The organism is Pseudomonas sp. 91RF, assembly GCF_003576265.1.
Classification (GTDB): domain Bacteria; phylum Pseudomonadota; class Gammaproteobacteria; order Pseudomonadales; family Pseudomonadaceae; genus Aquipseudomonas; species Aquipseudomonas kribbensis.
The window spans coordinates 73,476-86,971 of record NZ_QWFC01000029.1 but is presented as its reverse complement, the minus strand read 5'-3'; the positions used below and the strand labels follow the sequence as shown (position 1 = coordinate 86,971).

Below are 13,496 nucleotides of genomic sequence, written 5' to 3'. Positions count from 1 at the left end.
CTCCAGGCCGGAGTTCTCGCACTATAGCCAAGCTTAAAAAAAACCGTTGTCCAGTAAATCGGGGGCAGATACATCTTTCATTACAAATTAATGAAGTCCGTTCCTGACTAGTTAAAAAGTGCAACCTTGTCGGTCCGCCCCAACTAAAGCATTAATGACTATTGAGTTGAGACCAGGCATCGGCATTCATGATGCCCAACACTTTAAGTTGGCCTTTGTCATCGATGCGAGCAAACAGAGTACTGCCGTATTCGGCGGCGACCGCGTGAGGAAAACCGGTCTGCTTTTCGAAATCGCTGATGCATCCGCTGTGGGTGACCAGCACCAGATTGTGCTTGGCAACCTTGTGCGCCACCACGTCGTTGCGCAGGGAAGAACCGCAGGACTCGAGCCAGGTCTGGGCTGTGGCGTCCTGACCAAACATGGCACGCGCGGTCTGCACGGTACGGGTCAACGGGCTGGTGAACACCTGCGCCTGCTGCATGCCCAGACCCACGAAGCCTTTGCCTACAAGCGCTGCAGAGTCGTTGCCGGCCTGGGTGATGCCATCGGCCGGGCCCATGCAGAGGTTGTCGGAACGGTCGCAACGTTCGGCGTGACGCACCAGTGCCACGATTTCGCCAGCCTGCCAGGCCTGGGTCCAGTCAGCCCGGGCGGCCTTGCCGGCGTTACCCAGGTCGACGGGCGAGCGGGTTACCCAGACGAAGCCGCTGACCAGCCCGATGGCGACCACTACACCGATGCCGGTCAACAGTTTTCCAAGTCCAAGCGTGCGGCGCTGTTTATATGTCGCTGTTAATTGCATCTGTCGCTCCACGGCATGCCCCTTGACGTCGCAGGCGAGTTGGGCCGGCGATTTAACCAACTTTTATAGTTATGTACTTGAATAATGGCTGAACATTACGTTCGTGCACGTCGGGGGGCGGTGAAGAACATGTGAAAATTTCGCGAGAGTCGATAAAACCCAACTAATCCGGTGTTTGATAACCAGACTCAAATACCCTTTTTTTACCGGCCAGTCTTAACAAATGTTTATGTTTGCGGTGAAGCTGCGCAGGTTCGGTCAATATCGCGGTGCTAGCCTGTTTTTGACCGCGAAGTCTGAATTCAGCAGTGGAGTCATCGACCCGAATGGATCTCAAGCAAAGCCTGACGAAACGGATCGTCATCGTGTTCGCTTTGATGAGCGCTCTCGTCGCTGGGGTGTTCGCGCTGGGCATCGTGGCTGCCGTGCATGTCGTCGAGCACCGGCTGGCTACCAGCACCTTGAGCGGCGGTCTGCATCGCCTGCTGGCCATGGAGGACATCAATCGCTGGAGCCATCAGCCGGAAAAGAGCGAGTTGTTTTTCTTCGAGGGCGGCTCTGGCGCGATGGCGCTCATTCCCTCGCTGGCGTCACTGGCCCCAGGTTTTCAGGAAATCAGCTTCGATGGTGATGACTTCTTCGCCATGGTCGAGGTGGTCGGTGGACGCAAATATGTGTTGTTGCGCGATCAGGAGAGCCTCGAACAGCGCGAGCGATTGCTGTTCATTGTGGTCACGGTCGGTTTTGTCCTGAGTGTTCTGTTGGCGGTCGTGCTGGGGCGATTGCTGGCTCGACGGGTGATGGCGCCGGTGATTCGTCTGGCGCGTCAGGTGCGCCATCGAGACCAACTGCTGGTGCTGGCGCCTCCGCTGCACCCGGACTACGCCGCAGACGAAGTGGGCGAGCTGGCGCTGTCGTTCGACCAGACCCTGGGCCGCCTGCGTGAAACCCTGAGCCGCGAAAAACTGTTCACCAGCGATGTCAGCCATGAACTGCGCACGCCATTGATGGTGCTTTGCGGCTCTTGCGAGTTGTTGCTCGCCAATCCATCGCTCGATGCCCGTTCAACCGCACAGGTCAATCGCATCGCCCGGGCCAGCCACGAGATGCGCCAGCTGGTGGATACCTTCCTGATGCTGGCTCGCGCCGAGGACGATACCGGCAGCGACATTTGCGTCACGCTCAAGGACGTCGCGGATGCCCAGAGCGAGATCTGGGGCCGGTTGATTCGTGAAAAGGGCCTGGAGTTTTTCTACGAGGTGGAGCAGCCGTGCATGGAACGCTTCAACCTGACGTTCCTGCAATCGGTCATGGGCAACCTGTTGCGCAATGCCTGGCACTACACCGATCACGGGTTCGTCCGGTTGACCTTGACCGCCAACGGTTTTGTGGTGGAAGACAGCGGCATCGGTATTCCGGAGGAACAGCGTCAGGCAGTGTTCCAGCCGTTCGTGCGCGGCGATGAGGGGCGCGGCGAGGGCCTTGGCCTGGGGTTGTCGCTGGTGCAGCGGATCTGCAAGCGCCAGCACTGGCGGGTGCAGTTGAGCAGCGGCCAGTCCAGCGGCAGCCGCTTCAGCGTGGAATTGAAGCCGGCGGCTCAGGACGGCGGGCAGCTGCGCGCATTGCCGGCGGCCTGACGGATCAGCTCGGCGAGGCGTTTGACGTTGTTCTGCTGAGCATTCACCAGATCGTCGATGCTCGATCCGGAAGGCGTCTGCAGAATCGAGCGGCAGGTGAGCAGGCCGCTGTCGCCCGCATCGGCCGGACGCAGGCGCCATTTCACATCCATCAGCCCGTATTGTCCGGGGATCGAATCGAAACGCTGCACATCGATGCGCACCGATGTTTTGCGCGCAACTCCAGCGTTGCTCAACTGATCCACCAGCGCACTGCGCAGCTCGTCACTGAGGCTCGCGCCCCACCATTGGGTTTCCAGAATTGCCAGCCCGCTGTTGCCCTGGCGGATGACGATTTGCGGACGGTCGACCTGGGGCGGCACGCTGATGCTTTCGATTGCGATGTCCTGTCCTGATCGGCCAGGCATCGGTTGCGCCGGGGTCAGGGTGTGGAAACTGATCGGGTCGCTGCGACAGGCACCCAGCAGCAGGCACGCGGCGAGCACGGTGAACTTCAGCGGTAAAGCCATGGCAAAGCTCCTGTGCTCAATTGCGCGGCGGTCCTTTGAGATCCAGTGGCGCAGCGTTGTCGGGGCGGCCGCGAATCAGCGATTCCGGATGGCGACCGAGGTAATCCGACAGTTCACGCAGCGAACGCGACATGCGCCCGAGTTCGTCGAGGGTCTGGGTGAGTTTCTCTCGCTGCGGCGAATCTTCGGCCAGCGTCGAGTTGGCCGATTGCAGGGTCTTGCTCACGTCCGCCAAAGTGTTCTGGACACTGGGCAAAGTCTTCGCGTTGAACTGGGTCAGGCTTTTGCGCAGTTCGACGAGGTTGCCGTCGAGATTGCCGGCAATGCGTTCCACCGGCAGTTTGTTGAGCTTGTCGACCATCGCCTCGAGTTTTTCCTGCAACTGTTCGAGGCTACCGGGAATGGTCGGAATGACGATCGGACGCGCCGTCGGGTCAAACGCGACTTTTTCGGCTTTCGGGAAAAAATCCAGAGCAATGTACAGCTGACCGGTCAGCAGGTTGCCGCTGCGGGCCTGGGCGCGCAGTCCGTTGTCGACGAAGGTGCCGATCAGGCGCACGGCGGCGGCTTCGTCTTCCGGGTTGTGGTTGAGCACCTTGAGCATCTTTTCGTGGGCCCGTCCGAGGCGTTGCGGGTAGATCACGATGCCGACGTTGACCGGGAAGCTGCGTTTCTTCTCGTCGTAGTCCAGGTTGATGCTCACCACACGGCCGATTTCCATACCGAGGAATTCGACCGGCGCATCGACCTTGAGGCCGCGCATGGCCTGATCGAAACGCAGGCTCAGGTATTGCGGTTTGCCGGCGGGCGGGGCGAGGGCGGTCTGCTGGTCGTCGAACAGATCGAAGGATTTTTCATCCGCTGCCGCCACATCGTTGGGGCTGTAATCCGGTGCGCGGAAGGCAATGCCACCGACCAGCAGGGTCGAGAGCGATTCGGTCTTCACCGCAAAACCATTGGCGCCGACGTTCACGTCTATACCGCTGGCGTTCCAGAACCGGGTGTTCTCGGTGACGAAAGCATCGTTTGGCGCGTGGATGAACACTTCGATATTCACCCCTTTGCCATCGGGATCGAGCGCGTAGGCCACGACCTGACCGACCGGAATCTTGCGGTAATAGACCGGGGAGCCGATGTCCAGCGAGCCCAGATCCGAGGAATGCAGGTTGAAGCGTCTGCCCGGTTCGCCATAGGTGATCGGGGGCGGGTTTTCCAGGCCCTTGAAGTATTTGCCGCGCGAATCGGACTGGCCGATGTCGGCACCGATGTAGTCGCCGGAAAGCAGGGTGTCGATGCCCGAGACGCCGCCGGCGCCGATACGCGGGCGTACCACCCAGAACTTGGAGTCTTCGCGGGTAAAGGTTTCGGCCTGCTTGGCCAGTTTGATCGTGGCGTTGACGCTCTTCTGGTCGTCGGCCAGCTCGACGTCCGAAACCTGGCCGACCACCACGTTGCGGTATTTGACTTCGGTCTTGTTGGCGGTCAGACCGCTGCCGGTCTTGAAGGTGACGACGATGGTCGGGCCTTCCTGCATCAGGTTGTGCACCACCAGCGAAATGCCCACCAGCACCGCGACGATCGGCACGATCCACACCAGCGAAATGCTGAAGCGCCGGGTCTTGACCGGTGCCTGGCCGGGTGCTCGCGGTTGATCGGCGGCTGACGACTCCATCCATGACCTCCAGAGTGTGTTGGGCACTGAGCGTCAGGAACGCAAAAGCACTTCATCAATATAGAAGTGCTTTGCGATAGAGCAAATCGGCGAGCTTCAGCCCAGCATTTCCCGCAGGCGATACCAGAACATGCCCAGTGCCAGCAGCGGCGAGCGCAACGCCGGGCCGCCGGGGAAGGTCATGTGCGGTACGCCGCTGAACACGTCCATGCCCTGGCTGTGGCCGGCATGAATCGCTTCGCCCAGCAACTTGGCGCACCAGTGGGTGACGTTCAGGCCATGGCCGGAGTAACCCTGGGCGTAGAACACGTTCGGGTGCTGCTTGAGCCGTCCGACCTGCGGGAAGCGGTTGGCGGTGATGCCGATCTTGCCGCCCCACTGAAACTCGATGCCCACGTCCGCCAGTTGCGGAAACACCTTGAGCATCTTCGGTCGCATGTAGGCGGCGATATCGGCCGGGTCCCGACCGGAATAATGGCAGGCACCGCCGAACAGCAGGCGCCGGTCTGCCGAGAGCCGGTAATAATCGAGGCCGACTTTCTGGTCGCAGAGCGCGAGGTTCTGCGGGATCAGCTCGGCGGCGCGTTCTTTGGACAAGGGTTCGGTGGCGATGATGTAGCTGCCGGCGGGCAGGACTTTACCGCTGAGTTGTTGCTCGAGTTCGTCCAGATGCGCGTTGCAACCGAGCACCAGACTGCCGGCGCGCACCGTGCCCGAAGCGCAGCGCACTTTTACCGTCGCACCGTGGATGATTTCCAGCACCGGGCTCTGCTCGAAGATCCGCACCCCGAGCGATGCCGCCAGTCGCGCTTCGCCCTGCACCAGATCGAGCGGGTGCAGGTGGCCCGAACCCATGTCGATCAGGCCTCCTTTATAGGCATCCGAATTGACCACTTGCCGGCGCATGTCCTCAGGGCTGACCAGTCGCGTTTCATGGGCATAACCCGAAGCCGCGAGACTGTCCTGTTCAGCCTTGAACGCCTCGAACTGTGCCGGGGTGTTGGCCAGTTCACAGAAGCCCCAGCGCAGGTCGCACTCGATGGCGTGGTCTTCGATGCGTCGGCGCACCAGCTCCACCGAGTCGACGCCGGCCTGTTGCAAGTAGCGCACGCCTTCGGCGCCGACATGACGGGCGAAGCCCTCGACTTCATGGCCGATGCCACGAATCAACTGGCCGCCGTTGCGCCCGCTGGCGCCCCAACCGATGCGCCGGCCTTCGAGCAGCACCACCGAGACGCCGCGCCGGGCCAGCTCGATGGCGGTGTTGACGCCGGTGAAGCCGCCGCCGATCACGCAGACATCGGCGATCAGGTCGGCTTCAAGCGCAGGGTATTGCGTGCTCGCCCGGGCCGATGCGGCGTAGTAGGAGCGGGCGTGTTCCTGGGTGTACTGATTCATTTGTTCGACTTCACTTTGCTCCAGGAGCGGGTCATCAGACGCATGATCGACTGGGGCGGGGTGGTGGAAATATAGAGTTTGTCGAGCACTTCCTGAGGCGGATACACCTCGGGATTGCTGACCAGTGCCATGTCCATGTATTGCTTGGCCGGCGGGTTCGGGTTGGCGTAGCCGACCGCGGCGCTGACCTTGGCGATCACTTGCGGATCGAGCAGGTAGTTGATGAAGGCGTGGGCTTCCTTGGTGTTGGCTGCGTCGGCGGGAATCGCCAGCAGGTCGAACCACAGGTTGGCGCCTTCTTTGGGAATTGCGTAGGCAATGTTCACGCCGTTCTTTGCTTCCTTGGCGCGGTTGGCCGCCTGGAACACGTCACCGGAATAACCGAAGGCCACGCAGATGTCACCATTGGCCAGGTCGGTCACGTATTTCGAGGAATGGAAGTAGGTGATGTACGGACGGATGCTCAGCAGTTTGGCTTCGGCTTTCTTGAAGTCTTCAGGGTTTTCGCTGCGCGGGTCCATGCCCATGTAGTTGAGAACGGCCGGGAACACTTCGTCGGCCGAATCCATCATCGACACGCCGCATTGGGTGAGTTTCTTCAGGTTCTCCGGTTCGAACAGCACGGCCCAGGAATCGATGTGATCGACGCCCAGCACCTGCTTGACCTTGTCGACGTTGTAGCCGATGCCGTTGGTGCCCCACAGGTACGGCACCGAGTGCTCGTTGCCCGGATCGTTCTTTTCAAGCAATGCCAGCAGTTTCGGATCGAGGTTCTTCCAGTTCGGCAGTTGCGAGCGGTCCAGTTTGAGGAACGCGCCAGCCTTCACCTGACGGGCGAGAAAGTGATTGGACGGAACGACCACGTCGTAACCGGTGCGACCGGCGAGCAGTTTGCCTTCCAGGGTTTCATTGGAGTCGAAGACGTCGTAGATCACCTTGATGCCACTGCCGGCCTGAAAGTCGGCGAGGGTGGTCGGCCCGATATAATCGGTCCAGTTGTAGACGCTGACTTGGGGTTGGGCTTGCGCACCGGCACTGCAAGCCAGGGCCAGGGCGGCGGGGATCAGGGATTTCAACAGACGCATATCGACACCTCTTCGAATTATTGGATTTTTCAGGTGATTCTCTGGTGTGCCATCGCGAGCAGGCTCACTCCCACAGCGGGAATGCATTTCAAATGTGGGAGCGAGCCTGCTCGCGATAGCGATGGATCAGTCAATGAAGGTCTCAGACGCTCAACAGCAGGAACTCACGCTCCCAGGAGCTGATCACGCGCTTGAAGTTTTCATGCTCGGCACGTTTCACCGCCACATAGCCGCGCACGAACTTGCTGCCCAGGTACTCGGCGACGGTGTCGCACTCTTCCATCTGGGTCAGGGCTTCTTCGATGGTGATCGGCAGGCGCAGGTTGCGGCGCTCATAGGCGCGGCCTTCGACGGCAGCGCTTGGCTCGATGCCCTCGACCATGCCGATGTAGCCGCACAGCAGGCTCGCGGCAATCGCCAGATACGGGTTGGCGTCAGCGCCGGGCAGGCGGTTTTCCACGCGCATCGCCTCAGGCCCGGAGGTCGGAACCCGCAGGCCGACGGTGCGGTTTTCTTCGCCCCATTCAACGTTGACCGGCGCCGAGGTATCCGGCAGGAAGCGGCGGAACGAGTTCACGTTCGGTGCGAACATCGGCAGCACCTTCGGGATCAGCTTTTGCAGACCACCGATGTGATGGCGGAACAGGTCGCTCATGCTGCCGTCGGCATTGGCGAAAATCGGCTTGCCGGTGGCGATTTCTACCACGCTCTGGTGCAGGTGCATGGCGCTGCCGGGCTCGTCGCCAATCGGCTTGGCCATGAAGGTTGCGGTGACGTTGTGCTTGAGTGCGGCTTCGCGCAGGGTGCGCTTGAACACGGTGATCTGGTCGGCCAGATCCAGCGCGTCGCCGTGGCGGAAGTTGATTTCCATCTGCGCCGGGCCGTCTTCGTGGATCAGCGTGTCGAGGTCCAGGCCTTGCAGTTCGCACCAGTCGTAGACGTCTTCGAACAGCGGATCGAATTCGTTGGCCGCATCGATGGAAAACGACTGACGACCGCTTTCGGCGCGACCGGAGCGTCCCAGCGGTGCCTTCAACGGCAAGTCCGGGTCTTCGCAGCGCTGGGTCAGGTAGAACTCCATTTCCGGCGCCACGATCGGCTTCCAGCCCTTGTCGGTGTACAGCTGCAGGACTTTTTTCAGCACGTTGCGCGGCGACAGTTCGATCGGGTTGCCGAACTTGTCGAAGGTGTCGTGGATCACGATGGCCGTCGGTTCGATGGCCCATGGCACCACGTACACTGCATCGCTCACCGGTTTGCAGACCATGTCGATGTCGGCCGGGTCGAGCAGGTCGTAGTAGATGTCGTCGTCGACAAAATCCCCGGTTACCGTTTGCAGCAGCACACTTTCCGGCAGGCGCATGCCTCGCTCATGCAGGAACTTGTTGGTCGGTGCAATTTTGCCGCGGGCGATGCCGGTCAGGTCGCTGACCACGCATTCCACTTCGGTAATCTTGTGATCTTTCAGCCATGTGAACAGCTGATCGAAAGGGGCATTCATAAAGACCTCGTCGTTGGTTTTATTGACGCGGGGGAAGTGCGATTTCATCTTTCGCAGGCTTCCCCTGTGGCGCGTTGACGACTATCTTGGGCGGGCCTTGCCGTTCCATCTATCCACTTTCAGCAGCACCAAAGCGCACCAAAAGAGTGCGCAAGGTCTCCCATGACAACGTGTAATCCGCTACAGGTTCAAGCTTTCAACACCGCCGATGTCGCCGAGCAGATCCGTGCGACACCAGGCTGGGTCCAGCATTACCAGCAGATGTCGCCGGGGCATTTCGCCGGGCAAATCCGCTATCTGGACCTGGAGGGCGTGGAGGTTTACGAAGAACAGATGAACACCCGTGTGGAGCAGAATTTCAGTGCACCCTCGGGGGCTCTGGCGTTCTGTTTCGATCGCAGTGACAACGCGCTCTATCTGCTGAACGAAGAGAGCCGGAACATCTGGATCACCCCGGAGAACTACCAGGAAATCGCCGTGGTGTTCGGTCCGGAGTTCGTCCGCCGCAACGGTCTGGACGTGGCCCGGCTGGAAGGTTTGTTCATGGCGCCCCTCAACGGCGCGCAGAATGCGCTGTTCAGCCGCTGGTTAAGTTCGACCCTCACGAAGCTGTCGCAAACCCTTGATCAGCCAAGCAAAGAAGCATTGACCCAGCAGTTGCTGGAGGATTGCCTGTTCATTCTCGACAACGCCCGAGTGTGTCTGGACAGCGGTGGTTTGCAGCGCCGCGCCGAAGAGCGGCAAACCATGAAACGCGTGGGGGAGTGGGCAGCGGATTCGCCGGAAGAAACCCTCAACCTGCTGGAGCTGGCTCAGGTGGCCGGGGTGTCGTTGCGACAATTGCAGCAGACCTTCAAGGCCTACACGGGGATGTCACCGACCCAATGGTTGCGTTTGCGCCGGCTCAACAGTGCCCGCCGGGAACTGCTCAAGGGAGCCGCTTCAGGCACCACGGTGGCCGAAGTGGCGATGAACTGGTCGTTCTGGCATCTGGGGCGGTTTTCCAACAGCTATCGGGCGCTGTTCAATGAGTTGCCGAGTGAGACATTGAAACGATCGTGCCGCTAACGGACGGGATACATCCTTTCAAACGCCGTTCCTGAGCAACTGGCCGAGCGCCTCCAGTTCACCCTTCTCCACATCGGAAACCAGCACGAAACGCATGTGGCCAGCCTGCCAGGAAACCACGTTGAAACCGCGAATCGTCTGGCTCTGCGACGGTTTGTCGGCCTCCGTCGTCGGCAGGATGAACACATTGATGATGTGTTTGGCCCGGCCGTAACTCAGGGCGGCGGCGGTCTGGTGTTGCAGGTAATCCAGCCGCCCGCCTAGCAATGGAAAACCCTGTGCCGAGTAGTCGACGACGGGGGGCGAGAAGTCGAGTTTGCCGGTGAACCAGGGTTTTACGGTGTGACGGTCGGACGACACCACATCATTCAGATGAGTCCCCATCAACGAGCGCACGTGGCTGGAGACGGCCTCGTCCATCAACGGCTGTTCGCTGCCCGGTGTTGCCACGTAAAGCACCATCGCCAGGGCCAGGGCGGCTGCGGAGAATGCTGGAGCGAGCCATTTTCGCCAGCGCTCGAACGGGCTCGGCGAAGCCGGAGCAACGGCGGCAAGCACGCTGGCCGTCAATGATGCCGGCGCGGAGTAATACGGCGCATGGCGCTTCACACTGACCTTCAACAGTTTTGCCTCATCATGCAGCCGCGCGCAGTCAGCGCAGGTGGCCAGGTGCGCAGCGACATCCGCCGCCATCGCCGGATCAAGTTCCTGATCCAGATAGCCATGCAGTTGCGTCTGGCAAGCCGTACAGTCGAGTTCATTCATCGTCGTGCCACTTCAGTAGTTCGAGCTTGAGCATCGCACGGGCCCGGGCCAGCCTCGACATGACAGTGCCGATGGGAATATCGACCACCAGGGCAATGTCCTTGTAGGGCAAGTCTTCGAGGTCCTTGAGCACAATGACCTCGCGAAACGCCGGCGGCAAGGCGCTCAGTGCCTGCTGGATCAATGCTGCGTTTTCCGTGTGAATGGCCAACAGTTCCGGGCTTTGGCCGTGACTCAGTGCGCCGTCGATATCACCGGTTTCGTCATCGATGGCGACCCAGTGACGGCCGGCCGAGGCCTTGAGCCAGGTGTAGCTTTCGTTGCGCACGATGGTCAGAAACCAGGCCTTGGCGTTGCCGTCGGCGAATCGCTGCAAAAACCGGTAGGCACGCAGGGCGCTTTCCTGCACGACATCCCGTGCAGCGGCGTCGTTGCCCGTGATCCAGCGCGCGAGGTTGTAAGCCGCGTCCAGGTGCGGTGCAATCAATTCCTCAAAACGCTTCATAGTGATTTCCGCACCGTCACACCCCTATAACTGTGATGGGTCGTGTTTTATTCCCTGAAAAATATTTGTTTTGTGGCGTGGAATAAACCTTCGTCCCGCAAGGTTCTTCCTGGTGTCAGCTACATCACTGTAGTCCGCCAGCGAGGACCTACCGATGGACAATCAAACAAAACATCCACTGCGCACCGACGGCTTGCTGAGCAACCCGGACCGGCGAACGCTGCTCAAATGTTCGGCGTGGGCCGGGGCCGGGGTCCTCTGGGCCCTGAGCGGCGGCGTTCCCAGAGCCTTTGCGATGGATGAGGCGGGCAACGTCAGCGATCCCAAGGCGTTGGCCAGCACCTTTCACTTCGTGCAGATCAGCGATTCGCACATCGGCTTCAACAAGGAAGCCAATCCGGAACCGGTGAAAACCCTGCAAGTGGCGATCGACAAGGTCATCGCACTGCCGAAACGGCCGTCGCTGATCCTGCACACCGGCGACATCACGCACCTGTCCAAGGCCGAAGAATTCGACACCGCGGCGCAAGTGCTCAAAGGCCTGCCGTCCACCGTGCATTACATCCCCGGCGAACACGACACCCTCGACGAGGGCGGCGGCAAGCTCTATCTCGAACGCTATGGCAAGGGCACCAGAGGCAACGGCTGGTACAGCTTCGATGACCACGGCGTACATTTCATTGCGCTGGTCAATGTCTTCAACTTCCAGGCCGGACATGAAGCCAACCTCGGCGCCGATCAACTGGCGTGGCTGGCCGATGATCTGCGCGCGGTATCGACCAGTACGCCGATCGTGGTGTTCACCCACATTCCGTTGTGGACGATCTATCAGCCCTGGGGCTGGGGCACCGAGGATGGCGATCAGGCGATTGCGATGTTGCGCAAGTACGGCTCGGTGACGGTGTTGAACGGGCATATCCATCAGGTGATCCAGAAGGTCGAAGGCAACATCACCTTCCATACCGCCCGTGGCACGGCCTATCCGCAACCGGCGCCGGGCGCGGCACCGTCGCCGGGGCCGATGACGGTGGCAGCCGATCAGTTGCGCAACTATCTGGGGATCACCGAAGTGCGGGCGACACAGGGCGATCATCCGTTGGCGCTGATCGATTCGACACTGGTTTAGGGGAGGGCGACCCAATGAAAGCGCGTCTGTTGGCAGTGCTGTGCCTGTTTTTGTCGATGCCGGTCTGGGCACAGGAAGTAAAGGTCGATATCAAGGAGTTCATGTTCGGCCCCAAGGACCTGACCGTGGCCGTGGGGACCAAGGTGACGTGGGTCAATGACGACCAGATCCCCCACACCGTGGCCGAAACTCACAAGGTGTTCCGCTCGGGGGCGCTGGACACCAATGACAGTTTTTCCTGGGTGTTCAATACGCCGGGCGAGTTCGAGTATTTCTGCGTGCTGCATCCGCAGATGATCGGGAAGATAGTGGTGACTCAGTAAACAGAGGGCGCGGCTCTCACAGGGCCGCGCCTTTTTCCATCTGTTTTCAGAGCTGCACCCGACGCAGCCTGCCGCTCAACGCAACCACCGTGTTATCCGGCGTGGGCAAGGGTCGCCCGGTTAACCCCATGCCTTCGCTCACCAGTACCGCATCCTGTACCAGACACAGGTTGGACGGGGTATCCAGATCTCGGGCGAGCACGGTCACTTCGCCGGTTTGCAGGTTGCAGCTCAACAGTCGTCCGCTGAATCGAGTGAAACCGCCATGCAGTGTTTCGCCATTCCAGTCAGGCGGCAGCGGTTGTTGCAGACGGCTGCAAAGCTCCAGCACCAACACATTTCCTTGCGGACACAACGCCAGTCCGGTGGGCAGTTGCAGGCCGCGAATCAGCACTTCGATCCGGCCGGTGTCGGGCCAGACCCGAATCACCTGGCCGGCCTGATCGTCAAAGTCGATGCCTTTACGGGCCGGGTCGCTTTGCAGCTCCCCGGAAAACAGGCTGATCAGCACCGCGTCTGTCGTCGGTTCGTATACCAGCGTGACGGGCACGGCTTCCTGGCCCATGTCCAGATCGGGTAACTGCACCAGTACCTGTTCATCCTCGCCGCGGCTGAATTCCACCAGTTGGTTGGTATCGGGTTTGACGGCCAGCCAACTGCGGCGGGTCGGGTGATAACACAGCGCATTCAGATTGCCCCGGCTGTGAAACACCGGCTCCGGCGGGGTGTATTGCAGGTCCAGCAGTTTCGAGCCCGCGACATAATCGGTCTGGCTGACCAGGCAGCGTCCGTCACCGCAGGCAATGTCCGACAGGCCCATGATCTCATCGCGCAGCATGCGAGCCTGCATGTTCATCGAACGGAAGCCCTGAGCCAGGGTTTCCCGGGCAAGCCAGGCACCGGGGTGGAGCGGGTCGGGTTGCAATCGGCTGATGCGGCCGCTGAACGTCTGGTCCGGCAGGCCTGAGCCGGCCTCGATCAGCAGCAGGCTGCCATCGGCTTGCAGGCAGGCGCCACGCGGGTTCAGCAGGCCTTCGGCGATGATGTTGCTCGGGCGCAGCGTCTCGCGGGGGCGCGCAGGAATATGAACAGTCATAGGTTT

The 13,496-nt window shown here is 60.6% G+C and carries 13 protein-coding genes; 4 read left to right on the top strand and 9 right to left on the bottom strand.

From position 1 onward, the window contains the following. Positions 1 to 151 precede the first annotated feature (151 nt). Positions 152 to 805, bottom strand: coding sequence for a histidine phosphatase family protein (locus DXT77_RS14940; RefSeq protein WP_119428176.1), 654 nt, complete (start codon positions 803 to 805; stop codon positions 152 to 154). Between the two features lie 326 nt (positions 806 to 1,131). Between DXT77_RS14940 and DXT77_RS14935 the strand changes: the two genes are divergently transcribed. Beyond that, positions 1,132 to 2,442 (top strand): HAMP domain-containing sensor histidine kinase, encoded by a 1,311-nt coding sequence (locus tag DXT77_RS14935; RefSeq protein WP_119428175.1) that lies wholly within the window; start codon positions 1,132 to 1,134, stop codon positions 2,440 to 2,442. Here the strand turns inward: DXT77_RS14935 and DXT77_RS14930 are convergent. From DXT77_RS14930 to DXT77_RS14910, 5 genes are all read right to left on the bottom strand, one after another. After that, complete coding sequence (locus DXT77_RS14930; RefSeq protein ID WP_119428174.1) at positions 2,403 to 2,951, bottom strand: membrane integrity-associated transporter subunit PqiC; 549 nt, start codon at positions 2,949 to 2,951, stop codon at positions 2,403 to 2,405. The genes DXT77_RS14935 and DXT77_RS14930 overlap by 40 nt on opposite strands. A gap of 16 nt (positions 2,952 to 2,967) precedes the next feature. Then, positions 2,968 to 4,623 (bottom strand): intermembrane transport protein PqiB, encoded by a 1,656-nt coding sequence (locus tag DXT77_RS14925; protein ID WP_119428173.1) that lies wholly within the window; start codon positions 4,621 to 4,623, stop codon positions 2,968 to 2,970. A gap of 96 nt (positions 4,624 to 4,719) precedes the next feature. After that, complete coding sequence (locus tag DXT77_RS14920; protein ID WP_119428172.1) at positions 4,720 to 6,021, bottom strand: FAD-binding oxidoreductase; 1,302 nt, start codon at positions 6,019 to 6,021, stop codon at positions 4,720 to 4,722. Then, positions 6,018 to 7,106, bottom strand: coding sequence for a polyamine ABC transporter substrate-binding protein (locus DXT77_RS14915; protein ID WP_119428171.1), 1,089 nt, complete (start codon positions 7,104 to 7,106; stop codon positions 6,018 to 6,020). The genes DXT77_RS14920 and DXT77_RS14915 overlap by 4 nt, the downstream gene beginning before the upstream one ends. A gap of 142 nt (positions 7,107 to 7,248) precedes the next feature. Further along, entirely contained in the window at positions 7,249 to 8,607 is a 1,359-nt protein-coding gene (locus tag DXT77_RS14910; RefSeq protein WP_065257395.1) for a glutamine synthetase family protein, read from the bottom strand. A 162-nt stretch (positions 8,608 to 8,769) separates the two neighbouring features. Between DXT77_RS14910 and DXT77_RS14905 the strand changes: the two genes are divergently transcribed. Continuing rightward, a complete protein-coding gene (locus DXT77_RS14905) occupies positions 8,770 to 9,675 on the top strand; it encodes a helix-turn-helix domain-containing protein (RefSeq protein WP_119428170.1) in 906 nt (301 codons plus the stop codon). A gap of 18 nt (positions 9,676 to 9,693) precedes the next feature. Here the strand turns inward: DXT77_RS14905 and DXT77_RS14900 are convergent, their stop codons facing one another. After that, entirely contained in the window at positions 9,694 to 10,440 is a 747-nt protein-coding gene (locus DXT77_RS14900; protein ID WP_119428169.1) for an anti-sigma factor, read from the bottom strand. Continuing rightward, the gene (locus DXT77_RS14895; protein ID WP_119428168.1) at positions 10,433 to 10,945 is read right to left on the bottom strand and encodes a sigma-70 family RNA polymerase sigma factor; all 513 of its coding nucleotides are present in this window, start codon (positions 10,943 to 10,945) and stop codon (positions 10,433 to 10,435) included. The genes DXT77_RS14900 and DXT77_RS14895 overlap by 8 nt, the downstream gene beginning before the upstream one ends. 154 nt (positions 10,946 to 11,099) lie before the next feature. Here DXT77_RS14895 and DXT77_RS14890 point away from each other — a divergent pair, with 154 nt between their 5' ends. Then, positions 11,100 to 12,071, top strand: coding sequence for a metallophosphoesterase (locus tag DXT77_RS14890; protein ID WP_119428167.1), 972 nt, complete (start codon positions 11,100 to 11,102; stop codon positions 12,069 to 12,071). 14 nt (positions 12,072 to 12,085) lie between these two features. Then, positions 12,086 to 12,394 carry a cupredoxin family copper-binding protein gene (locus tag DXT77_RS14885; protein WP_119428166.1) on the top strand — a complete coding sequence of 103 codons (309 nt, stop codon included), beginning with the start codon at positions 12,086 to 12,088 and terminating at the stop codon, positions 12,392 to 12,394. Positions 12,395 to 12,440: 46 nt separating this feature from the next. Here DXT77_RS14885 and DXT77_RS14880 read toward each other — a convergent pair whose 3' ends face one another. Then, on the bottom strand, positions 12,441 to 13,490 hold the full coding sequence (locus DXT77_RS14880) for a hypothetical protein (protein WP_119428165.1): 1,050 nt from the start codon (positions 13,488 to 13,490) through the stop codon (positions 12,441 to 12,443). Between the last annotated feature and the right edge of the window lie 6 nt (positions 13,491 to 13,496).